This is a genomic window from Paraburkholderia sp., assembly GCF_049581445.1.
Classification (GTDB): domain Bacteria; phylum Pseudomonadota; class Gammaproteobacteria; order Burkholderiales; family Burkholderiaceae; genus Paraburkholderia.
The window spans coordinates 87,783-114,073 of the sequence record NZ_JBAURZ010000199.1 but is presented as its reverse complement, the minus strand read 5'-3'; the positions used below and the strand labels follow the sequence as shown (position 1 = coordinate 114,073).

Annotated in this window: 27 protein-coding genes; 5 read left to right on the top strand and 22 right to left on the bottom strand. The window is 59.5% G+C overall.

The window, feature by feature from the left end; all coding sequences use genetic code 11:
* Positions 1–73 precede the first annotated feature (73 nt).
* From WCA85_RS17895 to WCA85_RS17865, 7 genes are all read right to left on the bottom strand, one after another.
* The gene (locus WCA85_RS17895; protein WP_424066094.1) at positions 74–664 is read right to left on the bottom strand and encodes a BPSL1445 family SYLF domain-containing lipoprotein; all 591 of its coding nucleotides are present in this window, start codon (positions 662–664) and stop codon (positions 74–76) included.
* Positions 665–718: 54 nt separating this feature from the next.
* On the bottom strand, positions 719–898 hold the full coding sequence (locus WCA85_RS17890) for a CsbD family protein (RefSeq protein WP_424066092.1): 180 nt from the start codon (positions 896–898) through the stop codon (positions 719–721).
* Positions 899–1,205: 307 nt separating this feature from the next.
* Positions 1,206–1,799: a lipocalin family protein gene (locus tag WCA85_RS17885; protein ID WP_424066090.1), complete on the bottom strand. Its 594-nt coding sequence runs from the start codon at positions 1,797–1,799 to the stop codon at positions 1,206–1,208.
* A 231-nt stretch (positions 1,800–2,030) separates the two neighbouring features.
* Positions 2,031–2,642 carry a MerR family transcriptional regulator gene (locus tag WCA85_RS17880; protein WP_424066089.1) on the bottom strand — a complete coding sequence of 204 codons (612 nt, stop codon included), beginning with the start codon at positions 2,640–2,642 and terminating at the stop codon, positions 2,031–2,033.
* A gap of 406 nt (positions 2,643–3,048) precedes the next feature.
* Complete coding sequence (locus WCA85_RS17875; protein ID WP_424066087.1) at positions 3,049–3,237, bottom strand: hypothetical protein; 189 nt, start codon at positions 3,235–3,237, stop codon at positions 3,049–3,051.
* A gap of 170 nt (positions 3,238–3,407) precedes the next feature.
* The gene (locus WCA85_RS17870) at positions 3,408–3,791 is read right to left on the bottom strand and encodes a DUF4148 domain-containing protein (protein ID WP_424066085.1); all 384 of its coding nucleotides are present in this window, start codon (positions 3,789–3,791) and stop codon (positions 3,408–3,410) included.
* Positions 3,792–3,854: 63 nt separating this feature from the next.
* The gene (locus WCA85_RS17865) at positions 3,855–4,196 is read right to left on the bottom strand and encodes a DUF4148 domain-containing protein (RefSeq protein ID WP_424066083.1); all 342 of its coding nucleotides are present in this window, start codon (positions 4,194–4,196) and stop codon (positions 3,855–3,857) included.
* A gap of 581 nt (positions 4,197–4,777) precedes the next feature.
* On the opposite strand from WCA85_RS17865, the gene WCA85_RS17860 reads away from it, so the two are divergent.
* A complete protein-coding gene (locus tag WCA85_RS17860; protein WP_424066081.1) occupies positions 4,778–6,379 on the top strand; it encodes an MFS transporter in 1,602 nt (533 codons plus the stop codon).
* 86 nt (positions 6,380–6,465) lie between these two features.
* On the opposite strand, the gene WCA85_RS17855 is transcribed toward WCA85_RS17860, so the two are convergent.
* Both WCA85_RS17855 and WCA85_RS17850 read right to left on the bottom strand, forming a co-directional pair.
* The gene (locus tag WCA85_RS17855) at positions 6,466–7,428 is read right to left on the bottom strand and encodes a hypothetical protein (protein WP_424066080.1); all 963 of its coding nucleotides are present in this window, start codon (positions 7,426–7,428) and stop codon (positions 6,466–6,468) included.
* A 351-nt stretch (positions 7,429–7,779) separates the two neighbouring features.
* Positions 7,780–8,145 carry a glyoxalase gene (locus WCA85_RS17850; protein ID WP_424066078.1) on the bottom strand — a complete coding sequence of 122 codons (366 nt, stop codon included), beginning with the start codon at positions 8,143–8,145 and terminating at the stop codon, positions 7,780–7,782.
* A 229-nt stretch (positions 8,146–8,374) separates the two neighbouring features.
* Between WCA85_RS17850 and WCA85_RS17845 the strand changes: the two genes are divergently transcribed.
* Positions 8,375–9,253 (top strand): NAD(P)-dependent oxidoreductase, encoded by an 879-nt coding sequence (locus tag WCA85_RS17845; RefSeq protein WP_424066077.1) that lies wholly within the window; start codon positions 8,375–8,377, stop codon positions 9,251–9,253.
* A gap of 4 nt (positions 9,254–9,257) precedes the next feature.
* On the opposite strand, the gene WCA85_RS17840 is transcribed toward WCA85_RS17845, so the two are convergent.
* Positions 9,258–10,061: an alpha/beta fold hydrolase gene (locus tag WCA85_RS17840; protein ID WP_424066130.1), complete on the bottom strand. Its 804-nt coding sequence runs from the start codon at positions 10,059–10,061 to the stop codon at positions 9,258–9,260.
* A gap of 421 nt (positions 10,062–10,482) precedes the next feature.
* Here WCA85_RS17840 and WCA85_RS17835 point away from each other — a divergent pair, with 421 nt between their 5' ends.
* Positions 10,483–10,716, top strand: coding sequence for a hypothetical protein (locus tag WCA85_RS17835; protein WP_424066075.1), 234 nt, complete (start codon positions 10,483–10,485; stop codon positions 10,714–10,716).
* 181 nt (positions 10,717–10,897) lie between these two features.
* Here WCA85_RS17835 and WCA85_RS17830 read toward each other — a convergent pair whose 3' ends face one another.
* The 5 genes from WCA85_RS17830 to WCA85_RS17810 all read right to left on the bottom strand — a co-directional run bounded on the left by WCA85_RS17830 (position 10,898) and on the right by WCA85_RS17810 (position 15,109).
* The gene (locus WCA85_RS17830; protein ID WP_424066073.1) at positions 10,898–11,446 is read right to left on the bottom strand and encodes a glutathione peroxidase; all 549 of its coding nucleotides are present in this window, start codon (positions 11,444–11,446) and stop codon (positions 10,898–10,900) included.
* Positions 11,447–11,574: 128 nt separating this feature from the next.
* Complete coding sequence (gene zwf / locus WCA85_RS17825; RefSeq protein ID WP_424066071.1) at positions 11,575–13,038, bottom strand: glucose-6-phosphate dehydrogenase; 1,464 nt, start codon at positions 13,036–13,038, stop codon at positions 11,575–11,577.
* Positions 13,039–13,595: 557 nt separating this feature from the next.
* A complete protein-coding gene (locus WCA85_RS17820; RefSeq protein WP_424066070.1) occupies positions 13,596–13,946 on the bottom strand; it encodes a DUF4148 domain-containing protein in 351 nt (116 codons plus the stop codon).
* A gap of 52 nt (positions 13,947–13,998) precedes the next feature.
* Complete coding sequence (locus WCA85_RS17815; protein WP_424066068.1) at positions 13,999–14,286, bottom strand: hypothetical protein; 288 nt, start codon at positions 14,284–14,286, stop codon at positions 13,999–14,001.
* A gap of 511 nt (positions 14,287–14,797) precedes the next feature.
* Entirely contained in the window at positions 14,798–15,109 is a 312-nt protein-coding gene (locus tag WCA85_RS17810) for a hypothetical protein (protein ID WP_424066066.1), read from the bottom strand.
* Between the two features lie 386 nt (positions 15,110–15,495).
* Here WCA85_RS17810 and WCA85_RS17805 point away from each other — a divergent pair, with 386 nt between their 5' ends.
* Positions 15,496–16,086, top strand: coding sequence for an IMPACT family protein (locus WCA85_RS17805; protein WP_424066064.1), 591 nt, complete (start codon positions 15,496–15,498; stop codon positions 16,084–16,086).
* 46 nt (positions 16,087–16,132) lie between these two features.
* Here WCA85_RS17805 and WCA85_RS17800 read toward each other — a convergent pair whose 3' ends face one another.
* The 5 genes from WCA85_RS17800 to WCA85_RS17780 all read right to left on the bottom strand — a co-directional run bounded on the left by WCA85_RS17800 (position 16,133) and on the right by WCA85_RS17780 (position 22,442).
* Entirely contained in the window at positions 16,133–17,794 is a 1,662-nt protein-coding gene (locus tag WCA85_RS17800; protein WP_424066062.1) for a GMC family oxidoreductase, read from the bottom strand.
* A gap of 65 nt (positions 17,795–17,859) precedes the next feature.
* Positions 17,860–19,077, bottom strand: coding sequence for a mandelate racemase/muconate lactonizing enzyme family protein (locus WCA85_RS17795; RefSeq protein WP_424066060.1), 1,218 nt, complete (start codon positions 19,075–19,077; stop codon positions 17,860–17,862).
* A complete protein-coding gene (locus tag WCA85_RS17790) occupies positions 19,078–20,397 on the bottom strand; it encodes an MFS transporter (RefSeq protein ID WP_424066058.1) in 1,320 nt (439 codons plus the stop codon). It lies immediately after the preceding gene.
* 161 nt (positions 20,398–20,558) lie between these two features.
* Positions 20,559–21,983, bottom strand: coding sequence for an aldehyde dehydrogenase (gene aldA, locus WCA85_RS17785; RefSeq protein ID WP_424066056.1), 1,425 nt, complete (start codon positions 21,981–21,983; stop codon positions 20,559–20,561).
* A gap of 210 nt (positions 21,984–22,193) precedes the next feature.
* A complete protein-coding gene (locus WCA85_RS17780; RefSeq protein ID WP_424066055.1) occupies positions 22,194–22,442 on the bottom strand; it encodes a hypothetical protein in 249 nt (82 codons plus the stop codon).
* Between the two features lie 349 nt (positions 22,443–22,791).
* Between WCA85_RS17780 and WCA85_RS17775 the strand changes: the two genes are divergently transcribed.
* Positions 22,792–23,070 carry a hypothetical protein gene (locus WCA85_RS17775; RefSeq protein ID WP_424066053.1) on the top strand — a complete coding sequence of 93 codons (279 nt, stop codon included), beginning with the start codon at positions 22,792–22,794 and terminating at the stop codon, positions 23,068–23,070.
* Between the two features lie 158 nt (positions 23,071–23,228).
* Here WCA85_RS17775 and WCA85_RS17770 read toward each other — a convergent pair whose 3' ends face one another.
* A complete protein-coding gene (locus tag WCA85_RS17770) occupies positions 23,229–25,619 on the bottom strand; it encodes a putative bifunctional diguanylate cyclase/phosphodiesterase (RefSeq protein ID WP_424066051.1) in 2,391 nt (796 codons plus the stop codon).
* 340 nt (positions 25,620–25,959) lie between these two features.
* Positions 25,960–26,220 carry a DUF6723 family protein gene (locus WCA85_RS17765; protein ID WP_424066049.1) on the bottom strand — a complete coding sequence of 87 codons (261 nt, stop codon included), beginning with the start codon at positions 26,218–26,220 and terminating at the stop codon, positions 25,960–25,962.
* Positions 26,221–26,291: the final 71 nt, after the last annotated feature.

Sequence of the window (26,291 nt, the reverse complement as noted above, 5' to 3'; positions counted from 1 at the left end):
ACGGTAAGCGGTAAGCGGGTCCTTGAAAACCCGCTTACCGCTCTCTTAACACGAACTGGATTTGAAGCGCGCCTTAGATCACCAGACGCGAAATCTTCGAACCCTCTAGCGATACGCCAGCCATTAGTCCTTCGTTGGTCAACACGAAGGCCTCAACAGGATTGGTCGCGGTCGACGTATCAACATCGCCGTTTGCCCCTATCTTCAACACGGCAACGGTCGCATCGGCGCCAGCGGCCCACCCTTGGCTCGCGCGGAATTTATTGAGCGCATCTTGCGTCATGAACAGCATGACGATCGCTTTAGATTGAGCACCAATCTGCAGTCCGAACGATCCCGCTGCGATGCTGTAATAGCCGGCCGTGTGCCCCGCCACGCGCAACGCTCCCTGCCCATACTGGCCGCCCACCCAGAACCCCGCTGCAATGACGGATGGAAACACCAGCACGCCTTGCGCCTTGGCAACGAGTTCGCGCGAGCCGTGCACAGTGTCATACAGACGCGAGAGCGTCGCGTCGGCACCCGCGTTGATGGTCTGCCGCTTGCCGGCGTCGGCGGATGCTCCGGTGTCGGAGGATGGCGGTGTGGTCGTGCAGCCCGTCAAAGCGAGGCCCCCGGCGGCAAGCGCTGCACTTGTCGATAAGATGAATTGTCTGCGACGCATGGTTGTTTCCTTGTTTTGAGTTAATGAGTGAGGTAAGCCGCATTCCGGCGCCAATCAGCCGATCGTCCTTTTGATACGAGCCTTCGCATTGCCGTAGGACTGACGCAGTCCACCTGCGGCCTGCTGAAGATCGCCCTTAAGCACTTGCGATCGGTTACCCGTAGCCTTGCCGACTGTTTCATTCAGCTTGCCTTTGACCTTTTGGGCCACGCCCTTGACCTGGTCTTTGTTCATGCAACCTCCTTGAATGTCTTTGTCAGCCTGATTTGCAGCGCGACACGGTGCAACGGCTTAACCCTTTCATTGCAAATTGCGGGCCAGGTCGGGAAATATGTTGCTTCGAACGCCGCGCAATACGTCAGATTCGCCTTGGAGGGACTGCCAGTTACGGTATGAGTGAGGCGAATGGCGCGGTGTTTGGCGAAACACACGCGAGAAACAAGTGCGCAGCGAGCGATGCGCACGACAGGGAAAAACGACATCCGGACGGTACGTCTTACTCGTCGTTTGCATGTGTCCCACAGATCGGGTCCCGCGTCGTCTATTGCCGCGTCTGCCGCAACATTGACGTGTCGTATCCCAGCGCGGCAACCCGGCTCACGAGTTCAGCACGAAGCGTCGCATCGGGCAGCGCAGTCCGCGTCAGAATCCAGAGGTACCGTCCGCTCGGTTCGCCGACAATCGACCAACTGTAGTCGGCGGCGTGATCAAGCACCCAGTAGCTGCCCACATAGAATGGTCCGAAGAAGGACACCTTGAGTTTGGCATTATTCGAATCCGCCACAACCTTGGCGCGTCCTTCCGACACACGCACCGCTCCATCCGGGCCGCCCTCGTGGCAGCTGTTCGTCACGGCAATGAGGCCGTCGGGACGCTTTACATAGTCTGCGGTGACGCCTTCGCAACCTCTCTCGAAGCGATTCTCATAGCGCGCGAATTCGTACCAGCGGCCCGCATAGCGGTCCAGATCCACCGGCTTGGCTGGCTCGGGAACTTGCGAGTTTCCACGCTTGCTTCCGCTTAGAGCAGCGCACGCGGCCAGTAATCCAAACGCGGAAATAGCAAGCACCGCTGTTGCAAGGCCTACCGGGCGACGCGAGCGGGGTGTCTTGATTGGAGTCTGCAAATCTGTCATGGGCTTGTCTCGGGTCGAATGATGGAAACATGGAAAAGCTGACAGTTATGCACACCGTGATCGGCGTTGCAATCCAGCAGCCGTTGCCTGTCTCATGTGTAGCCAGTTCCGGACCTGAGCCATTTAAAGCGGCATGCGTTCCGCTTTAAAGCCTTCCAGCCAGAGCCTACATTGCGAACATTCCAAAATCCGCGGCTCTTCATAAATTGATCAGGTATCCATAGTTATTATCTACGCCACCCTTGATACTCCACCATTGACACCAGCTGCTTCATACCTCGCGGCGCGAATCGGCGATGCCTTCCTCGCGCACGATACGGGGCAACGTGCGCTCGTCGTAACGGCGCGCAGCTCGCGACCACATGCCCTCCAGCACCACCGCGCCGAGACCTTGGCATGCGCTGTTGCATCATCCAGACTGGCAAACTCCGCCATGCTCGCGATGCCAGCTTCGAGCAAGCCGCAGTCTTCCGCCTCCAGACGTTGGACGAGCGCCGTCCCTGCCACCGCCAGTGCAATGTCCGTCATCTGAGTTGCCGCGCCTGCTGCCAACTGCGCCAACTCCTTGTCAGTACGGTTCAGGGCAAGGCGTTCAAGTTGTGCACTATCGATCTTCGCAATCGTGGCAATGGGGTGGCCGCGCTTGACCAACCCTTTCAGCAAGGTCAGCCTGCGCACGTCATCTTCCGAGTAAAGCCGCTGGACGGATTCACTCTTTGGAGGTGCGACGACGCCGTAGCGACGCTCCCAGATCCGCAGCGTGGTGACCGGCATCTTTGCCAGACGCGCCGCGTCGCCGCTCCTGTAGCGCTGCTGCGTCTTGTCATCTTTTGCGGAAGTCACGGCCCCTCCTCATTGCGGTTTCACTGGCGATCATAATTCGAACGCGGGGCACGATGAAACGCTCTTTCGATTCCATCGAACACTTTGAAACACTATATTCACCAGATTATCGTCTGCGCCTGGATTTATCCAACTCCATTCCGAGTCGATCGATCACACGAGCGCCGACTGGAGCGAAACGCATCCGAGGAACCGCCTAGGGTGACGAACATCGTATGGGATCGTGCCGCGGCTGGCTGAGCGGCTGGCTACACGGCGGGCAGATGGCAGGCACCTGGCAGAGCGGCAAGGCGCTGGAAGAGGAAATCTCGCGGTCGCGGGGGACGCGCTAGCGACTCATTGCGTAGTCGTTGGTCGCGCACCAGGGAAATAGGCCCTCGTCGGCCAAGCGCCCGCAGCCTGGACGCTAACGGGACGAACGGGCCGCTGCGCGACGGTTCTTCCAGGCTTGCACCATTAGCGCGAGCAGGCCGCCCAGCGCAATCGTCGCCACGTAGCCTGCCAGGCGCACCACCCCTTCCCCGTAAGAACCTGCATACAGGATGACCACGATCGAGGCGATCAGGAGCACGAGCAATCCGAACATCAGTTTCATCCGAGGTTCCTCTGTCCGTCATGTTGAGAACCGGTTCCCGGCGGCTATGCGTAGTCATACGCCACCCGCGCGCTCAATGCCGCCGGAGCAACCCAGCATCACACCCCACATGAGATGCGCGATGAATATAACGCGCAAGTGCGGCAAACCCGACAACATGCTGACACGATTTAACCACCGAAGAAAGGCGTACAGAAGCTGACCGGGCCGACACACGCAGCATCCTTCGTCTTGCCTGTCATCGGCTGACGCGTGCCGCTTGCGCTGGAGCCCGACGTCATCGCGCCCACCGCAGTCGTTTCGACACCAGGAGTAGCGGAAGCGTTAGGCATCTGCGCGCCCTCTTGCTCGGCCACTTTGGCTTCAGCGGCTTGAATCTGCGCAGGGTACGTGGCGTCCTCGCCGTTGGACGGGCTATAACCGGCCTGCTCGACGCGTACGAGGTCGGCGCGTACTTCGGCACGCGTGACCGGCTGGTTGCTTGCTTGAGCAAAGGAAAGCGCCGGGGTAACGAGCGCACTGACAACCAGGCCAAGACCAATAAGCGTTTTCATGATGCCAATCTCCTTCATGGATGAACAACGGTAGCGAACGAAAGCGAACACCAGGTTGCAGACTTAGCTGCCGAAATATGGCGTGCAAAAGCTGACCGGACCCACGCACGACTCGCCACCGGTCTTGCCAGGCATGGCGATACGTTCACCACTGCCGCTGGTTCCGGACATCGCTGCGCCGACACCTGCGTCGGTTTGCTGCTTGAGCTGAGCGGCCTGCTGCGCGAAGATCGGATTGATTTCCGGGTACGACGTATCGGTCACGAAACGCTGTCCGTTGTTCTCTGCCTGCACCAGTTCCTGCTGAACTTCCGCACGGGTCTTTTGCTGGGCGAAGGCATTCGAGAAAACACTGGTCGATGCGAATACAGCGACTGACATGGTGAGCAACGAAAGCTTGTTCATTTCCAACTCCTAACTGATTGTATTTTAGGTGACGCATTCATCAAGGTGAACATCCGGACTACGCCTTCTATTCCGCGATCCTTGCAAAAATATTGATTCGCCAGGGTCGATGTTTCTTAACGTTATTTCGGTGTACTACTTTAATTATCTAAACCCATACACTTTTCGCGATCGCCCGGCTGACCCGTCACAGCCACTGACAACCTCACGCCGGCGACCTTGTTTCTCACGCACTGCTCAAATCTGGATCAGCCTACGTAAAGGAGAACCCAGGTACGCCATGGTTTATTCCCGCGGAATGGAAAAAAGACCGGTCGGACGCCCAACGGGAGATGCCAACCAAAATGATTTCGTCGAATGGGAATAAATGAGCGAGACGGTGTGTTTGCGGTAGGTACAGCCATCTCTCTGCGCGCAACGGATCAACAGCGCAATGACGAAATGGCTTGCTACCTCGGCCCGGCAGTGCAACAGTCCGAAGACGGCGCGGACGCTTGCCCCGCGTGACGGCCGGGCAGAAACGCCGCCGACCCAGCCGCACCACGACGGTCCACCCGCTTTGATACCTCGCAGGGCGCCCCATGACTCCCGACATCACGGCATATGACCCAGGCAGGCAATTGCTGCCGTTTCGCGCATCCCTGATGGCGATGGTCGGTGTCGCCTTCGTTGCCATGCTGGTCGCGCTTGATCAGACGATTGTTGGAACCGCCCTGCCGCGCATCGTGATGGAGTTGAAAGGGTTCGATCTTTACGCCTGGGTTGCCACGGCGTACATGCTGGCCTCGGTCATTACGATTCCCATCTTCGGCCGTCTGGGGGATCTGTACGGCCGCAAACCGTTCCTGTTCGCCGCGATTATCGTGTTCACGCTCGCTTCAGTCTTGTGCGGCATTGCCACCAGCATGCTGTTCCTTGTGGTCGCGCGAGGCCTGCAGGGCGTGGGTGGCGGCATCCTGATCGGCACGATGTTCGCGACCGTCGCCGACCTGTTCCCCGATCCCAAACTGCGCCTGCGCTGGCTGGTTTTCGTCACGTCGGCGTTCGGTATTGCGAACGTCGTTGGACCGACACTCGGTGGCATCCTGACCCAATACGGCGGCTGGCGGCTCGTGTTCTTCGTGAATGTCCCAGTGGGAATCGTCTCGCTGCTGTTCGTGCACTACTACCTGCCACATCTGCGGCAGCCGCGGCAAAGCGGTCCAGTGAGGCTCGACTGGGTCGGCGCCGCCGTGCTCGCTATCACCTTTGGCGCGCTGCAGCTATTGATCGAATTTTTCCCTAAACAAGGGCTGAGCAATGTGACGATCGTGCTTGGCGCCATCACCTCCGTTTGCGCACTGACGCTCTGGTTCTGGGAAAAAAGGATGTATTACCCCATTGTGCCGGTCGACATGCTGCTGGACCGCAAACTCGCCGCGCTCTTTGCAATGTCCGCGCTGGGCGGATTTGCCTTGTTTTCGCTGGTGTTTTACGTGCCGCTGCTGTTCCAGGGCGGCTATGCGATGTCGCCTCATGCTTCAGGGATGCTGATCACCCCGCTACTTCTGGGGACCACCGTCGGCAGCGTGTTGAACAACCGCATCGTCACCCGCCTACGGCGAGCCAATGCGCTGATGTATGTCGGATTTGCGCTATCCGCTCTGGCTTCGCTGAGTGTCGTCGCGCTCAAGGGCAACGAACCACATCTGGTGTGGATGTCGTGCATGGGGATCAGCGGACTCGGTCTTGGCCTGGTAGGCACCAGCCTCACGATTTGCTCGCAGCAAATCGTCTCACGCGATCATCTCGGTGCAGCAACGGCGCTTCTGCAGTCGCTTCGAACCTTTGGCGGAATGCTGGGGACAGTCATGACCGGTGCCCTGCTTGGCCATTTATATTCCCGCGGCGTGCATCGGTCACTAGACACGTATCAGGCCACGCAGTGGTTCAAGTCGTTTTCGAGTCCTGAATTGCTGGTCGACCGCGCGGAGCAGGCTGCGCTGATCAGTCGCCTCGTCAACGCGGGGCAAGCTGGCGACGCCATGGCCATGATGAACTCGGCGCGCGGCGCGCTAGTGGAGTCGATGCACGTAGGCCTCGTCGTCACCGCGGTGGCTGCGCTCGCCGGGCTGGCGCTTGCATGGTTCGTGCCGCCGGTGCGCGTGAGCCATCATGCGGAAGCAGAAGCGCATAGCGGATAGCGGATACAACTGGTTTTGCCGGTACACGCTGCAGTCGGCGGCTCTCATCGCCCATCGGCGCGGTTTGCATGGCTGCGAACCGCGCCCTAGTGGGACATTGCGCCCGGATTCACCGTCATGCTCATCGCGCCACCCGGGCCTGCTGGGTCAGGGTTGCCAAAGCGCGGCAGATCGCCGTCGGAGCGCGCCCGTTCCAGTTCCATCCGCACCTCGGCACGCGTCTTGGGTACCTGATTCGATTGCGTGAGTGTCGTCTCTGGCTGTACCGCTGGCGGCGCGGGTTCGACTGGCGGTGCGGATTGGGCAACCGGTGCGGCTTGCGGGGCAACGGGAGTTTGATGAACCGGTAGCGACTCCACCGGCGGCGCAACCGCGGCCATCATAGGTACTGCCGCGGGAGAAGCCGGTGCCACCGACGATGTCGTCGTTTCCGCACTCGGCGGATGCGGGCGGTCTGCTTCGACTCTCTGGGCAGGTCGCAGCTCCACGGTCGTCTGCGCCGCATACCGCGTGCGCGCGTTGCGCGCTGGGTTCGCCGCGTGTTCTTTCTGCGGCAACTCCGCATAACGCGAATGTTCAGGCCGGCTTGCAGGGCTCTCCGCGACCCAAGGAGGCAGCGGCACGGTTGTTGGCGGGTTGCCCGCGAGCGCAACCGGCGGCGCGTGCCCTACACGGGCCTCACGCATCTGAACCTCGTGTTGAAGGGCCATCACACGCGGATCGTCTTTGTGAAGCACCACCTCGGCTTGCAACAAGACCTTGGCGGAATCGAGATCATTGCGGTCAAGACAGAACCGAACCGCGTCGAGCACCTGTGATATGGCGGCGTCACCACCGGTGACGACGCCGCCCGATGCCACCGCGCCGGGCGGCGGCGCCCTATCCTGACTCACTGACGCAGGCGCTGGGCGACTCTCGACACCAGGCTGGTCGTTGGAAAGTTCGCTGCCGTCTGGCCGCAACTCTAGCGCGGCAATTGTCAGCACCCCTCCCATTAGCAAGCTGGCGACGATTGCGATCTTGGGATTGCTAATCGGCTTGGCACTCATGACATCCGTTTCCTAAAGGTGTGCATCTGCCGCACGGGCATACGGCAGATAACGCAGGCGTAATCGTATGCTTACGTTTCGTACGCAGTGATGCGTCGATTGGATGCGCCAACCTTTAGAAATTTTTCTGTCGTGGCCTTTTGCTGGCTTCGTGGCTTGAACGCAGCACTCTGCGAACTTCGATGAGCCGAAACAAACTCCGCACCAGTTCCGACAATAGCACTAACAAAACACGGAGATTGTTCAGATGAAAAGGCTCCGCCCACGCGTGTGAACGTCGTGACGGCCTGTCGAATTGCCTTGGTGTCGCGAGCCGCGCGCATTGATAAAGCACAGCCAGCAACGTTGCTGCTAGAACGGCACCTCGGCCACGTGCCAAAGCACGCCAGAGGGATCGAAGAGAAACCCGACTTTCATGCCCCAGGTTTGCATAACAGGTGTACGCGGCGGTTTAACAGAAAACTCGCTAACCAGTGCTTCCGGCTTTGACTCTTTCCACCAGGCGTCGACATTGCGAACGAGTAATTGCAGCATGCAGTTCTCTGCGAATTCTTTTACGTAGAACTGCTGCAGGATGAAACTGAAGCTCTCCAGCTTGAGGATGGCGATGCTCTCCTCCTCGAGAGTCATCCTGAATCCCAACGCCTGGTAATAGCGCTTTGAGAGTTCGAAGTCTTTGGCAGGTACAAAAGGGCGAAGCGCCAGAATCTCACTCATATTCTTCGTCTCCATTCGGATGTGAGTTTGCCCAGCTACGGTTGAATATCGACGAAAGGGCCGGTGTGCTCCCGTAGGCAATGTGTCCGCACAATCGTACAAGACGACGTATGACAATTTGGCCCAAGCTTTCAAGCGGATGCCGCCGGTATGGCTTGCCGCGCTCATTGGCGGCTCACCGCCGGAGCAGCTTATCAAAAGCAGTGACCGCCTTGGGACAGGAGTGGATATGGACATCGGATTCATCGGCCTCGGCGTCATGGGACAGCCCATGGCGCTCAATCTGGCTCGTGCTGGCACGCGGCTCGTAGTCTGGAATCGCTCGGCCGAACGCAGCGAGGCTTTACGTGCGGCAGGCGCCGTTGTCGCGGCAAGCCCGTCTGATGTCTTCAGACAAACCCGCGTTGTGATCGTCATGCTGGCCGACGGCGATGCGATCGACACGATCCTCGCGCGCGGCACGCCGCAATTCAGTGAAAACGTCGCAGAACACACGATTGTCCATATGGGCACGACATCGCCGGATTATTCGCGCGGCCTCGACGCTGACATTCGGCGTATGGGCGGTCATTATGTGGAGTGTCCCGTCTCCGGCTCTCGCAAACCTGCGGAAGCGGGCGAACTCGTGGCCATGCTCGCGGGCGAAGAGGCGGCCATCGCGCAGATGCGCCCTTTGCTCGAACCCATGTGCCTTCAGACGGTAGTGTGCGGCCCGGTTCCGAGCGGCTTGCTGATGAAGCTCGCTATCAACATCTTTCTGATCACCACGGTCACTGGCCTGGCAGAGGCCACGCATTTTGCCGAGCGCCTGGGCCTCGACATGCAACAGTTTCGCGCCATCGTCGATGCCGGCCAGATGGCAAGCAGCATTTCCCGCGTCAAACTTCTCAAACTGGTCACGCGCGACTTTGATGTCCAGGCGTCGATCACCGATGTGCTGAAAAACAATCGCCTGATCGCAGAGGCGGCTCGTGAAGCCGGTGTTGCGTCGCCGCTCCTCGACGTCTGTTATGCGCTGTTCGGCGAAACGTTGGCGTTGGGGCACGGCAAGCTCGATATGGCGGCCGTGGTCCGTGCATTCGAAGCGAGAACCGACGCCACGTCCTGAGCGATCAGACGGCCAGATCCTGCAGAAACTCCAGCATCACGTCGTTGAATAGCGGCGGCCTTTGCAGCGGCGCGAAATGACTGACCCCTGGTATCACAACCAGTTTTGCGTGACGAATACTGCGGGCGAGATATTGCGCGTGTTCCGGCTTGATGAACTCGTCGTGTTCGCTCTGCACGATCACAACCGGCACACGCACCTGATCGAGATCGTCCGCCGAGTAATTGGGCTGCGTTTTCATCATCTCGCTGACCGCGTCGACAAACGCTTCGAACGCATCCGGCGTGGCGGACAACTGCGCATAGTCCTTCGCGTGCCGGCTAAAGCACCGGTTGATAACAGGCGTAGGCACGAACTCCTTCGTACCGCTCGGATCCATATTGCAGCCGAAGAAAAACACACCTGTCACGCGTTGCGGCGCTTGCATGCCGAGAATCACCGCGGTGCACGCGCCATCGCTCCAGCCGATGATAGCTGCCCGCTCAAGTTGCAGCGCATCCATGACGGCGAGAACGTCGGCCGCCATCAACTCATACCTGTAAGGACGCGAATCGCGCGTGCTGCGTCCATGGCCACGGCTGTCAATGAGCACAACCCTATGGCCCGCGTCGATCAATGCCGGTACCTGGTAGGCCCAGTTGCCACTGTGACCCAAGCCGCCGTGCAGCAAAATAACGGGGGAGCCGCTGCCATGTGTTGCGTACCAGATGCGCGCGCCGTCATGGTCCACGTAACCCTGATTCTCCAGCTCCGGCAGCGAGGCGCCGTGTGCTTCGAAAAGTTTCAGTTCGTCGTCGTACGGTTCCATATCGACCCCATCAAGACGAGCCACCCCGTTGCCGACCGGGACCGCCTGATCGTGACGTGACGGCAGGTTTCCGGAAAACGTAGCCTTATAAGTTAACACTGAAACGCTCAAGTTAACAGCCCCGGGTGAAATTTCACAACATTCCCCTGGCGCGTCTGCCGAGTTCCTGGCAAGCTATGGAAATCAGTCGTTATTGCACGGTTTTCGTCGAGCAGGGCGTTAGCGGAGATTCGCGCAACGTGTACGTGAGGTGAGTTACCTGGGACTGCCACGCGCTTCATTGCGTTGCAACGACATGTCAGTCAAACAGAGGCATGTTGTTCTTCCCTGGCAATCCTGTCTTTTAAGCTCATTCGAAGCCAATCGTAACGTAACGACGCCGCTATCAACTAACTTTTCATTTGAAGACTGGAGGTACACCATGTCGACTCATGCTCACTCGCGTGAAGCAAGTGCCGCCGAACGCTTCGTCCGGGCGACCCGGCAGGTAGACATCGCGTTTCGGGTTGTCCGTGGCGAGATCGTGCCGCAGAGCTGCCCAATCGAACACTCTCTTGCCGTCCGTCAACTCGAACAGGCGCTGGACGAACTTGCTGAGGCACAGGATTTCTTTGACTCCGCTGTCGGCAAGATTTCGCCGAAGCAGACCAACTGAGCACAGACGTCGGGGACCTGCCCGAGTGGCTGCAGCGCGCAGTGGCGGCTGGTCAAAGCATTGAGCATTTTCGCAGCGGTGACGGCGCATAGCCCGCGCGCCGCGCCCTCGCCTCATACGTTTGACAACCGCTGTCTCCGACGCGCGGCGGCTAGTCAAACGCCATTTGCGTATAGGTGAATCAGGCTTTTGTTAATTCGGTTTCAATGGCCTCGATGAGACGCGGATCATCCGCGGTCACATCGGGCGCAAAACGCCCCACCACTTCGCCATCACGGCTAATCAGGAATTTTTCGAAATTCCATAGCACGTCCGCCTGATTCTCGGCGTGCACGCCATAGCCCTTCAGGCGCTCGCGGAACGGCCCGTCACCCGTTGCGACCGGCTGCTTTTCTGTCAGTGCCGCGTAGAGCGGATGCTGGTCTTCACCCAAAACGGAAATCTTCGAAAAAAGCGGAAAGTGCACGTTGTACTCGGTCGAGCAAAACGAGGCGATCTCGCTGTCGCTGCCCGGCTCCTGACCTTTGAAGTTGTTAGCGGGGAAGCCGAGCACTTCAAGACCCTCGGCGCGCTTTGCCTGGTACAGGTTTTCCAGCGCGCTGTACTGAGGCGTCAAGCCACACTTGGACGCGACGTTGACCACCAGCAGCACCTTGCCACGATAGTTTGCAAGGCTGCTGTCCTGACCGTCGATCTCTTTGAGGGGAATGTCGTGCAATGCAAGCGTCATAAAAACTCCATGAGAGGTAGATGCGAGGCAACGTGGCCACAGCGAAGACTACCGGAGTTCCGCACAGGCTGCAGAACGATGCCAAGCCCCCTACACGGTGCGCCATGCACGACGCAGCATTCGCCAGGTCAGCTGCCCAGGTTGTTTGGATCGCGCCAGGCCCGCTCAAACGGCAGCCGCCAGGCGCGAGGCGCAACGAGTTGATGAATCGCGTTTGGCCCCCACGAACCAGGCGCATAGAAGCGCACGGGCGGCGGCGATTCGAGCAAGGCCGTCGAGACGTCCCAGAGCCGCTCGATACCCTCTGCCGTCGTGAATAACGTGCGGTCTCCGCGCATGGCGTCGAGGATCAGCCGCTCGTACGCTTCGAGCACGTCACCGATCAATCCCGTGTCCCGCATCGCGAACTGCAGGCTCAACTTGTCGAGACGCATACCAGGGCCCGGACGTTTGCCATAAAACGAGAGCGACATTTTCGAAGCGTCCGCAAGATCGAAGGTCAGATGGTCCGGACCCTGCGAGCCGACACCCGATCCGGCTGGAAACATGCTCTTGGGTGGCTCGCGAAATGCGATGGAAATGATCCGCTGACCTTCGGCCAGCCGCTTGCCGGTGCGCAGATAGAACGGCACGCCGGCCCAGCGCCAGTTGTCGATGGTGCACTTCAAGGCGATAAATGTTTCAGTTTCCGACTCCGGGCTCACCCCTTCTTCAGTCCGATAACCGGTGTACTGCCCACGCACGACGTCGCCTGGCTGGATCGGCAACATGCTTCGAAATACCTTGTTCTTTTCTTCGCTGATTGGCGATGGTTCGAGCGAGGTGGGCGGCTCCATCGCCATGAACGCGAGAATCTGGAAAAGATGCGTCACCACCATGTCGCGAAACGCGCCGGTCTGCTCGTAAAAGCCGGCCCGTTTGCCCAAGCCCAACGTCTCCGGAACGTCGATCTGCACATGGTCGATAAAGTTGCGGTTCCAGATTGGTTCGAACAGACCGTTCGCAAACCGGAAAGCCAGAATGTTCTGCGCCGGCTCTTTGCCGAGGAAGTGATCGATGCGGAAAATCTGCTCTTCTTCGAACACCTCGTGAAGCTTGGCATTCAACGATACCGAGCTCGCCAGGTCGGTGCCGAAGGGTTTTTCCATGATGATGCGGGAGCGCTCAACGAGTTCCGCTTCGCTCAACATGCGTACTGCGGACAATGCGGCGTTCGGCGGGACGCTCAGATAATGCAACCGCCTGCACTCGCCCTCGAAAGCCTGTTCGGCCCGTTCGACCGCAACCCTGAGCGCATTGGCGCCGGCCGAAAGCGGCACGTAGTCGAGGTTGGCAGCGAAGATGTCCCACTCCGCCGCTACGATCTTGCGGCTAGAAAACTCGTCAAGCGCTTCGCGCGCGGTGCGGCGGAAGTCGTCGAGCTGAATGTCGTCAAGCGCCACCGCGATGATGCGGCAACCGGGGATAAAGCCCGCATTCGACAGATGGAACAAGCCGGGCAACAGCTTGCGACGCGCGAGATCGCCGGTAGCGCCGAACAGCACGACGACCTGTGGAAACCGCGGACCTACGCCTGGAGAAATCTTCGCCATCGTACCAATCCTCTTGGGGAGCCAACGTCAAACCAGCTAGTGTTCAACGGAAGGGATGCGGACTGAGCGTATTTCCATGAGCAACCGCGGGCCGCAACCACCAGGGCGGAGCCCGTGCGGCTCCGCAAGCGTACAGGTCTGAAGACAACGCGCACTTTCCGGCGAAACGGATAGCGCGCGGTCTAGTGTAGCCTTAAGTGAGCATCCGGACCTGCGCATGCTGCTGATCGCAAGCGCGGACTACCCTGGGCTCACGAATCCTGCGAGAGTTGGTCTGGTGCTGGACTGGCGGGAGAAGAAGCGAAGAACACGTTGAATCGCACGCGTCAGTACCCGGTCAGAACGACGTGGTCTCGCGTGCGAAAAACAAAAAACGCCCAGACACACGTCTGGGCGAAGCTACCAGGCACCTGGCAGCGGAGGAGTCTTTAGCAAACTGACCTCGACGATTACAACGAAGGTCAGTTCTACAAAAGAGGGCGCGCAGAAGTGCCGCGCGCTCAGGTAGCGATGCTCAGCGACCGGATAGGACGCCGGCGGTTCGCCAGACTGACTGGTTAGTGATGTCCCGCAAAAACCGTAACCTTGCCGCCTCTGTCAGCCGGATGAATCGCTGACAGATGGAATGCTGTAAGGTGCAGACCTGCTCGTGCGCCAGATGCTGACGACCCGCTCTCTACCCCACCAAAGCCGCTTGCGGAGTCATCCCCATGCACGCGCGCTTCCGCAGCCTGAATATCTACCGGGTAGTCATTATGGTCGCCACCAGGGTTGTAACCTGCTTTCTCCAGTTGCACTAGTTCAGAGCGCACTTGAGCGCGGGTGACCGGCTGGCTCGACTGCGCGAATGATGCAACCGGAGCGGCGAGAAGAGCGGCGATGGCAACAGCTTGAACGAACGATTTCATGATCCTTTACCTCCAGATATTGTTTTGTGGATTGCTACAGGCAGCCTGATTCTCAGCTAGCGTTCGTGGATTCATGACCGCGGAACAGTGACTTGAAGCCAGCGACCAGTTTGTGCGCGCCCGTTTCCGACGAGCCGTTGCTCACGCCACCGTAAGCCGTATCGCCGTTTGCCTGGGCGCGCTCAGCAGCAACCGTCTGTACGCTCTGGCCTTGTTGCGAAGCAGGTGCACCTACAGTCGGACGATAGAACGGTGCAGGGCCATAACCGCTGGCGAAAGCCGGAGCGGCGAGAGTGGCGGAAGCGGCAACCAGCAAAGCGGCGATAATCTTGGTCTTCATGATGGACTCCAATAACGTTTCGACTTCAGTTCGGGAAGGCAACGTGACAGGGGCTGGGGGGCTTGTGTCTGCAACGTCGATGGAGGCAGTGTATATCCTGGCTATCGAATATTTGTATCGATAGCCGAGCATGACTTTTCGGGATTTTCTGCCAATTCCCGCGACGCAGAAATGGACCCTTGGGATTTGCGGTGGCCTGCCCCAACCCACATTTATCGCGCGCGTTGATCGCTACGCCCATGGCGGGACGGTTGCTTAACGTGTGGGAATTCACGGCGCTACTTCAACGAATGCAGCATTCGAGAGGACGGCGCTGGCAGCAGAAAAGGAGATTCGCGGAAGAGGCGATGCGCTGAATGCGTGCTGTCGGAACGGTCCGAGACGTAGCAGCAGCAGCCGGCAGTTTTGGGCAACCGCGAGATTCGCTGACGCCGCGCCATGCGCGGTGCATCAGCTTCAGGTTCAACCTGATTCAAACCTCGCGCACCTGTCAAACGCACCTGAATACAAATCAATGACCGCTGTCTACCGACTTCATTCGCGTCGTCAGCGGTTCACCTGCGTCAGAGTGCATGGCTGTAGGATTTGCAGCACTGTATGAGCCCGATTGCGATGCGGCGCCGCTTACGCCGCCATACGAGCTGTTATCACCTTCGTTCATGCGATCGGCTGCGAGGGTTTGCTCATTCTGACCTTGTTGTGAAGCAGGCGCGCCAACGGTGGGATTAAGAAACGGCGCTGGCCCGTAACCGCTCGCGAAAGCAGGAACAACTACCGCAGTGGACGCGACAGCCAGTAAAACGCGAAGAATTCTGGTTTTCATGATAGCTCCAGCAACGTTAATACTTCGGTTCGGAAAGGTCTCGCCAAATGGATTCAATCACATTTGAAGCGCCTACTGAACTAGTGTATGTCGTGGGCACCAATCAAACAGACGATATTATGAAATTGCTTGTTGCCGATTTTGCATGGATTAGTCGGTATTCCAGATTCTTCGAATCAGTCATTGCCGCAACGAGCATGCCCGAGTTAACGTCAATTGATTACTCTTCTGACACATGCCGCTATGAGCCTTTGCTTTCCCCTCGCGCCCATGCAGGCATCGTAGGCATAATACGTCGTAGCCGAAGCGTTGGGGGTCAACACAAATTCGGCAACAAAATTCTCTCAAGCAATCAAATTTAATTGCTCTAATCAGCGCACATTAACGTGAGTTACACCCTTTCAACCGCCGTATCTTCAGAACTCGAAATCCGCAAAAGCCGCTTTATCGCCCACGCGATTCCCGTCGCGGACCGTGATGCGGCGATGGTCGAGTTGCGGCGCCTGCGCGAAGCGCATCCCACCGCCACCCATGTGTGCTGGGCGTTGCTGGCGGGCGGGCAGTCGGGCATGTCCGATGACGGCGAACCGTCCGGCACTGCTGGGCGGCCCATTCTCGAAATGCTGCGGCATCACGATCTGGACGGCGTGCTGGCCGCAGTGGTCCGCTATTACGGCGGCGTGAAACTCGGCGCAGGTGGCCTCGTGCGCGCCTACACCGACGCGATTGCTCGCGTGCTACAGGATGCGCCACGGGTCGAACGGATTGCGCAGACGCTGCTGACGGTGGAGATTGGATATCCGGACGAAGCGCGCGTGCGCCGCTGGATTGAGCAGGAAGTGTACGAGTTGGCAGGGAGCGCGTATCAGATGGCCGTGAGGCTCACCATTCGCATGCCGGTCACCGCGCTGGACGGTGCGAGAGCGGCCTTGCGTGATATGACGCAAGGCCGTGCGGTTTTTCCTGAAGAAGAATGAATGCGGCGCGTGGGCCGCATCCTATGACTTCGTAACTACTAAAACGTCAGTGCGTTGCCGCCAACTCCGACTTGGCACGGGCAGCACCACGATCCATTTGCGCATCTTCCAGAATCATCTCCGCGCCCTTCTCCGCTACCATCATCGTCGGCGCATTGATGTTGCCCGAGGTGATGTTCGGGAAGATCGACGCATCGACCACGCGCAAGCCGGCGATACCATGCACGCGCAAACGCTCGTCGACGACGGTGGTCTGCACATCTGAACCCATCGCGCATGATCCGCACAGGTGGTAGATCGAACCCGATTGCTCGCGGAAATACTGCAGGAAGCCCTCACGGCTATTCACCTGCGGTCCCGGCGAGATTTCTTCGACGGTGATACCGCTCAATGCCGGCGTTGCCATCACCTTGCGCACCAGCTCGCAACCCTGGATCACCTCGTCGATATCTTTCTCGGTGGTCAGTGCGTTGATGCGAATCTTCGCGGCATCTTCAGCACGGTTCGAGGCAATCTCAATCGAGCCACGGCTGGTGGGTCGGCAAGGATTGAAGGCCAGCAGGAAACCCGAATACGGTTCCGGCTCGAGGTTCGCCTTGTTGCTCTTTGGAATGCGGTACGACAAGGGGTTGAAATACAACTGCAGATTCGGTTGGGTCTGCTGATCGTTGCCCTTGAAAAAGCCACCCGACTGGTTGACACTCATCGCCAGCGGCCCCTTGCGCGTCAACAGATACTGCAAACCGAGCTTGAGCTTACCCAGCAGTGGCCGCATTTCATCGTTCAACGTCTTCACGTTCGCACGATAGTAGAAGCTCACGCACAGATGGTCCTGCAAGTTCTGTCCGACTGCGGGCAGTGCATTCACAAGCGGAATGCCATGCTTCGCGAGCAACGCCGCGTCGCCGACGCCGGACAGTTGCAACAGCTTCGGTGTATCCACCGCACCCGCCGACAGGATCACTTCGCGACTTGCCGTGAAAGTCCGCGCGCTGCCGTTCTGTTGAATGACCACGCCCGTCGCGCGCTTGTCCTTGTCGAACAGCACCCGGCTCACTAGCACTTCGCGTTCGACCTTCAGGTTCTTGCGCGTCAGAACGGGATGCAGATACTCGAAGCTGCTCGACGAACGTTGGCCGTTACGCGTATTCACGTCGTAGATGCCCGAGCCTTCGAACTGCGCACCGTTGAAGTCGTCGCTGCGCCTGTAGCCCGCCTGGTCGCAACCCTTCAGGAACACATGACAGATCGGATGCACGGCATTACCCATCGGCGAGATGCCGATGGGGCCATCCGCACCGTGGTACTGCGTGTTGCCAAGCGGATGCGATTCCAGCTTGCGGAAGTACGGCAGGACATCGCGAAACGCCCAACCCTTGCCGCCCGCTGCCGCCCAGTCGTCGAAATCATGTGGCTGGCCGCGCACGTAGATCATCGCGTTGATCGAGCCCGAGCCGCCCTGCACCTTGCCGCGCGGGCAATAGATCAAGCGATTGTCGAGTTCCTTTTCGGGCTCGCTGTAGTACATCCAGTTATAGGTTTCGTTGTAGTACGTCTTGGTGAAACCCACTGGAATCTTGAACCAGAACGAGCTGTCCTTGCCGCCCGCTTCAAGCAGCAACACGGAATGCTGGCCCGACGCCGTCAGCCGGTTGGCAAGAATGCAACCCGCCGAGCCTGCGCCGACGATGATGTAATCGTAATTCATGGTGTATCGCGCCCGACGGCGTCCGCCTCAATGAATGCGAAAGAATGCGAAAGTGAATCTCAAGTTCAACCCTTGGCCGGCGCCAGATCCTTGACGTCGGCAGGCCGATCGGCCATCTGCAGATGCAAACGCTTGCCGGTGTACGGCGAATGCTGCCGCACCACGTCCATGTTCAGCTCCACGCCGAGGCCCGGTTCCTGCGAAGGAATGATGTAGCCGTCTTCCCAGCGGATCGGCGTCTTCAGCACTTCTGCATGGAAACCGTCCCACGTGCCGATGCTTTCCTGAATCAGGAAGTTCGGCGTACATGCTGCCAACTGGATGCTTGCCGCAGCGCCCACCGGGCCGTTGTAGAGGTGCGGCGCGATTTGCGCGTAGTACACCTCAGCAATGCTGGCTATCTTCTTCGCTTCCAGCAGACCACCCACTCGTGCCACGTTCAGTTGCAGAATCGACGCTGCGCCCGCTTCGAGCAGCTTGAAGAATTCGAATTTGGTGGTCAGACGCTCGCCCGCTGCGATCGGAATGCTGGTGTGCTTCGACACCTGCGCCATCGCGCCTTCCTGTCCCGGCGGCACCGGCTCTTCAAACCACAGCGGATCGTATTTCTCGAGACGCTTCGCGAGCCGGATTGCCGAAGACGGCACCATCTGCCCGTGTGTGCCGAACAGCAGGTCGGCCTTGCTGCCCACCGCTTCACGCACCCGGCGGCAAAACAGCTCGCAGCGGTCCAGCACTTCCATCGAAAGCTGATGGCCCGAATACGCCGTGTACGGTCCCGCCGGATCGAACTTGACCGCGGTAAAGCCGCGCTTCACGTTCTCTACCGCGCACTCGGCGGCGAGATCAGGATCGTCGTAGTCATACTCGCCACGGCTGTTCTTCGGATACAGGTACGTGTACGAGCGCAGCCGCTCATTGACCATGCCGCCCAGCAACTCGTAGACCGGTTTGCCAGCGGCCTTGCCGATAATGTCCCAGCAGGCCATTTCCAGACCACTGACGACGCCCATCATGGTCAGGTCAGGACGTTGCGTGAAGCCGCTCGAATAGGCTTCGCGCCACAGCCGCTCGACGTGGTGCGGGTCTTTGTCGAGCAGGTAACGGCCGAACACATCATCGATGATGTGGACCATCGCGTCCGGATGGAACGTCGCCGAATAGATTTCGCCCACACCTTCGATACCGCACGCTGTTTTCAGCTTGACGAAGATCCAGTACATGCCACCCACGTGCGGCGGCGGGACAGCGACAATATGCGTTTCGAGCGAGACAACTTTCATTTACGCGCCTTCTTTCTTGTTAAGCATGTTTCTGAGCGCCAGAGCAGCACAGCCGCCCAGCGCCGCCACTGCGGCCACATAGCCGAAGTAGAGTTGATAACCGAATACGCCAGGGAACGTCTGCGTCAGATAGCCGTTGATGAGCGGCAGGAAGACGTCCGGCGAATAACCGAGCACCGAGATCAAACCAATGGCGAGGCCCACGGTTTCGGCCGGTACATTGCAGCGATCGAGCAAGGACCAGTAGAGTCCGCGGATCGCATAGGTCAGGATGCCGATGAACAACACGAGGAACACCAGCGCTACGTGACTACCGATGCCAGGTGCCGCGACCAGGCCAACCAGCGACAGCGCCGCCAGAAACAGCGCAATCACCAGCACCGAAACCTTCGAGAAGCGATCGCCGAGGAAGCCGCCGCCAATGCCGCCAATCGGGCGCATCCACAGCTTGAGCGTGGTGACTGTGCCGGCCATCACGACCGACAAACCAATCGCGCCTTCGTGCAGGTAAGCGGAGAAGCTATACGTGGCCCAGAACACCTGGTAGCCACAGAACACGATGGCCGCGACGAGCCACAACTCGGGAATGCTGGCGAGCGTGCGCAGATCGACTAGCACGTTGCCGCGTTTGCTCTTGCCAGCCTTAGCGGCCGCGCTAGCCGACTGCGGATCCTTCACCAGTCCAAGCACGAGGCCCAGCGCAATACACAGGAACGCGTACATGTACACCACCAGCTTGAAACCCATGGCCGTCGTTTCGCCGCGCGTCTGCGTGACCCATGCGAACAGGCTAATTGCGATGGTTGCCAGCAGCGCTTCAACCAGACCCCGGCCACCGTCGAGGAAACCGAAGAAGCGGCCCTGTTCATGCGTGCCGGCGATCATCGTCACGCGTTTGATCACGGCGGCCCAGAAGGTCAGGCCCGTCGACAAGCCCCAGCCCCCGAAGATCACCATCAGGAGATCGAACGAAGGCGCTGTCGAGTACCACAACCCAAGGACGCCGGTTGCGATCAGCGAGAAGCAGATCAGCAGGCGCGGCGCGATGCGGTCGGCGAGCCAGCCGCTTGGCAGATAGCTAACGAGGAAGATCGTGCCCAGCGATGAATACAGGTAACCGAGTTGGCTATCCGTGATGTGGAACACTTCCAGCATCGTCGGCTGATACACCTGCCGCAGATAGAGAATCGGATAGATGGCGCCTGCTGCGATCACCAGCAGCAGAAGCTGCACATAACGTTGTGCTTTGGTGTCTTGCAGGGAGGCTGAGTCCTTGGATAAGGGCAGCTTGGCTTTGGATTGAACGGCTTGAGATGACACGGGGTGCTCCTGGACGACGCGCAAAGCCGCGGCGCAAAAGAGCGCCCGCTTTGCTGCATCTCCGATATCTTTTGTTATGGTTGCAGCATGCTCGCGCAATGCTGCAGGTTGGGAAATGGCGCGCCTGTTGCGAGGCGCGCCGGTTTAAGCGGACGGCGTCTTTAGTACTTCATGACCACGAGACGCGTTTGCGTGAATTCAAGCATGCCGTGCTTGCCATCGTCGCCACCCAGGCCTGAGCGTTTCCAGCCTGCGTGGAAGCCTTGATACGGATCGGCCGGCGTGCGATTCACATACAGTTCGCCCGCTTCGATGTTGTTGGCAATCTTCATCGTAGTGCGATAGGTCTCCGTGTAGAGCACGGAGGACAAACCGAACTGGTGATCGTTGGCCATCTCGAGCGCTTCGTCGAGCGTGCGGTATTTGACGACCGGCATGATCGGACCGAAGGTTTCTTCCTGGATGATTTCCATGTCCTGACGGCAATCCGACAGCAGCGTGGCCGGATAGAAGAAGCCCTTGCCTTCAGGCAACGTGCCGCCCGTTTCGAGCTTCGCGCCTGCCTTCACGGCACGCTCAACCATGGCGTGGATCGACTGACGCGACGCTTCATTGACAAGCGGGCCCATCGCGGCCGGCTGTTCAGCGCGGTCGCCCGATTTCACGGCGCTCATGTGCTGTTTGAGCAACGCGACAAAACGGTCATGCACGCTTTCATGTACATAGACGCGTTCAATCGCGGTACACAATTGACCGCAATGCGTGGTCTTGGATGCAACCAGGTCGCGCGCAGCCTTCTCGAGGTCGGCATCCGGCTCGATGATGGCCGGCGTTTTGCCGCCCAGTTCGAGCGAAGGCTTGGCGATATTTGCCTTGCAGTATTCGAGCACTTTGCGGCCTGCGCCGACGCTACCCGTCAGCGTAATCATGCCGACCGCCGGATGCGTGCAGACCGCTTCAGCGGTGGCATGGCTCATGGCCAGAACATTGACCACGCCTGCCGGGAAACCGGCGCGTTCGACCGCCTTGGCAATTTCGAATGCGGAAGTCGGCGTGTTATTGCTCGGGCGCACCACCACCGTGTTACCGGAAATCAGCGCAGGTGCTACTTTGCGCATGAAGGTGTAGACGGGGTAGTTGAACGGGATCAGACAGGCGACTACGCCGATCGGCTCGCGATGCAGCACGAGATTTTCATCCGGCGTATCGCTGGGGATGACTTCGCCCTCGATACGGCGCGCCCATTCGGCGTGATAGCGCGTGATCTGGCCAGCGTAAATAGCTTCGTTGGTGGCGTCCGCCACGCTTTTGCCCGACTCCAGCGCGAGCGCCGCACCGATGGCGGGCGCGCATTCGGTCAGCGCATCGGCCAGCTTGTGCATATAGACGGCGCGCTCGGCGGCGGGCAGCTTACGCCAGCTTTTCTGTGCCAGCGCAGCGGCGTCGACAGCGGCAATGGCCTCGTCTTTTGAAGCGCCAGCAACGTGGCCAATCAGGGCCTCGGTGGCGGGGTTATAGACGGGAATGAGTTCGTCGGTGGCGGGTTCGACAAACTTGCCGCTCACAAAATTCCGGTCGAGTCGCATAGTCCTTACCTGGTGGCATCGTGCGAAAAACGCATTGCCGGCAGCTATGGGCTCCATGCCACCGGTGCATGGAGCAGGATTCTTCTCCGGGTCACCAAGCCCGGCAAGCGACTATTTTTTGAATGGAACGTGCGAAAAACTCATGTTTGCCGTGCCAACTCAAGACGACACATCTGGCACCAAAGGCCCGCTCAGGTCCAACGCGCGCCGCTAGGCGCCGCGCAGCAAGGGCGCGTGGCTTTCCAGCAAGGCTTGCAGTTCTTGTGAATCCGGACGGGTGCCCCAGTTGCGCGCGCCCGCAACGGATGCGATTGCGATCCATGAATTGGGCGGGAACCACTCACGCACGGTCGTGCTGCCCTGCAGAATGCGCAGGCGACCGGTTTGCTCGCAATAGTCAGCGCATAACTGGGTGCCATTGAACTGCGCAGTGACAAGCAGGTTCCGCGTTCGCTGCATGGGTTTCTCCTGCAAGTTTGGGCTCGCCACGCGCAACGCAGCAGAGAGCCTGGCGGCGTGACCGCGCCGCACGCGCCTTGGCCATGCCAGGACGTAGGCACGACGGCGCATGGCCGAAGCGATGGCGCCGTGACAATGAGTTGTCAGGAAAGCGACCAGTGAGGGCAGTCTATGGACGGTTCTCATTTACAGGTGATACGGGCATGCGAGATTGGTAACCTGGCGTTACGGTGCCGCTCGCTGTACAAGCGCGCGGGCCGTCGCGCCGCGAAGTGCATCCACTGCCACGAAGGTCTCGTATATGACGGTGACGCGGCGCAATCGCGCGGCGCACCAAGGGAGAACCGATATGAACAAGGCAATTCTGACCGTCGTTACGACAAGCATCGCGGCGGCTTCGCTCTGTATGTCGAGCGTAACGTTTGCGCAAGCGGGCGGCGCAGGACAAGGCGGCGACGCTCACGGAGCCGCCACGGCAGGTATGACCTACCACGGCGACCCGATCTCGAGCCCATGGACCACCAAACCCGCCGGCTGGAACGGGGATCAGACGAGCAGTACGAACCCGCCCCCTCCCGCTGCCATGTCCTCCGATGACGGCAGCCACAAGCAACCGGATGCGCAATAGAACACGACGGGGTGCGCCTCGTCCCCACCAAGGGAGAGTCAGCGCAGAGGACGAGCGACAGTTAATGGCCGCCCGCGCAGAGCGTGTCTGCGCGTGGTGGCAGGTTTGCACACGCAATCCGCAGTTATGCCGCATGACACGTTGCATGGGATAGCGCATTACTCGACCGCTGTAGCAGAAGCGCGGTAGAACGCGGGAGCCGGTTCGAGGTTTTGCGGCGGCTGTGGCCTGCACAGGAAGAAACCCTGCACGAAGTCGCATTTCACGCCGCGCAGGATATCCAGTTGCTGTTGCTCCTCGACGCCTTCCGCAACAACCTTGATACCCAGCTTGCGGGACAGGTCGATGATGCCTTCGACGATCGTCTGTGTCGCGGAATCGCTAACCAGCTTCGACGTAAAGGACCGGTCGATCTTGAGCGTATCCGGTGCGAAGTCCGCCAGATACTTGAGCGTGGAATAGCCGGTGCCGAAGTCGTCGATGGCGATTCTCACGCCTAACGCCTTGAGCGCCGCGATGACTTTTTGCGCGTGATAAGGGTTCTCCATCAACGCCGTTTCCGTCAACTCGATTTCGAGTCTGGCTGCCGGCACGCCATACTTCTTGAGCGCGCGATCCACCTCCCACACGATTGCATCCCCACGTAACTGGCGTGCCGAAACGTTCACTGACATGCCCAGTTCACTCGCCCCATGGCGGCGCCACTCGGCCAGTTGCCCGAGTGCTGTGTTCAACACCCACGCGCCGACATCCGCGATAAAACCGGTCTCCTCCAGAATGGGAACGAAAACGCCAGGCGGGATCAAGCCGCGCCGTGGATGGTTCCATCGGATCAGTGCCTCCGTGCTATGCACCGATAGCGTACGGGGCTCGTGAATGGTCTGGTAATGCAGCAGGAACTGCTCGGAAGCGAGTGCGTCCGGCACATCGCGTTCCAGTTCGAAATCGCCGATGGTGTCCGCCGCCTCTTTTCCCGCGAACATAAAGCAGTTACGTCCGGCTTTCTTGGCGGCGTACATGGCCACATCCGCACTCGTTAGGAGTGCCTCATGACATGCACCATGCTCCGGATAAAGCGATATGCCAATTGACGCCGTCACAAAGGTGCCCGCACCATCATCGCGGCCGCTGCGCGACAGTTCGTCGAGCAGCGCATGCGCGAGAGCTTCGAGCCCCGCCTTCTCCGCGATGCTGCCGATCAGCACCGCAAACTCATCGCCACCGAGACGGGCCACATAGGCATCGGGCGGCAGCGTGCCTTTGATGACATCGCCGATGCCCTTTAACAAACGGTCGGCTGCGACGTGTCCCAAGGTGTCGTTCAATACCTTGAAACGGTCCAGGTCGACGAACATCAGGCCGAACTCGGCGCCCGCCGTACAGCGTGACTCGATCTCGCGGAACAACGCGGCGCGGTTGGCGAGGCCGGTCAGCGAATCGGTGAACGCGAGTTTGTCGAGCGCGGCGATACGCTCATGCTCTGCCGTAATATCTTCCGTTGTGCCAATGATGCGCACGACCGTACCGTCCTTGCCGCGCACCGGGTAGCCCGTGCTGCGCAACCAGCGGACCGCCCCATCCGGGCGACGGACGCGATACTGCGCGCGGCCATCGGTCGTCTCGGTCACAATGCGCTGCATCTCTGCGCGCAACGCCTCGAGATCCTCTTCGAGCACCAGTTCGATCCACGCAGACGGATTGCGCCGCATTGCCTCCGGTTCGATGCCGAACACGCGCGACGACCCCGCACTGATGTAATGGAAGTTCTCGAAGTTTGCGCTGTAGGAGTAGAAGACGAGCGGCATGTGGGCCTCCATCTCCGACATTAACTCGTTTTTGGCCTGCAATTGGGCCAGCAGATCGGTTTGACCCGTCACGTCGAGCGAGGCACCCACGACCGCGACCACCCGTCCGGTGTGGTCCTTCATCGGCGTCAACCGGGTGTCCCACCATTTTTCGCGACCCGTCGTGGTCGCTGCAAGTCCATGAAACGAAGTACGCTGCCCCGCGACGGCTTCGGCGAACGCGGCCGACGCCGCCACACTATGTTCGTCTTTCCAGAAGCCGAGCCAGTTCGCGCCGGTGAGCACGTTCGGCGAGTCCGCATCCATCAGGTGCGCGCCGTACTCCGAGATGCGCAACATGCGTCCGTCAAGGCCGATCAGCTTCATGCATTCACGGTTGGAGTCGAGGAGCGCAGCGGCGAGCGCTTCGGCCGCCGACGGTTTGGCGCGCTCCGCTGCGAGAAAACGATAGACGAACCCGGCGCACCCTGCCGCCACGATAACGGCAGTGACCGCCAACACGCTGGGCGGCAGGCCGTCTAACAGGTGCAACCATGACGCCATGCTCAGACACATCGCGGCCGCGCCTGCGCCCGCCATCATCGCGATCAATATGTTGGCCGCGCCGAGATGCTGATAGCGCTGATACCACGCGAAGAAATACGATAGAAACTGTTGGTTCTGCGCGACGCCGCTGGCGTCGCTCGCGGCGCTCGAGTACTCGACGCGCTCAATCGTAGAAGTGGGAACGCACGACGATTTCAATTTGATGCCTGGTCGGTTACGGGTCTTTTGCTGTGCGCTTCGAATGACCGTGCCTTGCGACACTATCTGAGCCAGTTAACGGCAGGATGGAGGGGAAATTGAGTTTCGATCGTACTGTGATTTACGCGCAACCAGAACGGAAAAACCTGCCGTAAGGCAGGTAGTGTTTACACGTATAAGCCAGTATGCGGATTGGATGCCGAGGTTGCCTGCGAATTTGCATCGCGCTTGGAGCGCGCGCATTCGCTTCCGGATGAATTCGAAGTTCAGCACCCGAGTTTTTATTCGTTCGTATTGCTATGTTTTATTTTCAGCGCGCCGCTGCATAAAACGCGGGAGCCTACAACTCAGGATTGGCAAGGTCAGCAGCGACGATATGCTCGCCATACACCTGCGCTGCCGCAATTGCCTCTATCTTGGTGGGAAATGGTCCGAGTTCCGGCGCCCCATCGAATGGGAACAGTTTCCGGCCATCAGTCTTGCGAACGACGCTCAACAAGCCGAAAAAGCGTCGGTAGCCGGCTAGCTTCGAGGCCGCTTTGACCTCGAAATCGCTTTCGGACCTAGCCGGGACGCTGGGAATAAAGGCGGTCTTGCTCATGCTTGCAACGGTCAAATGAGGGAACGGGCTGCCGGATTGCCGCGAGCACGGAGAAATCCCGCGCTCGCCGG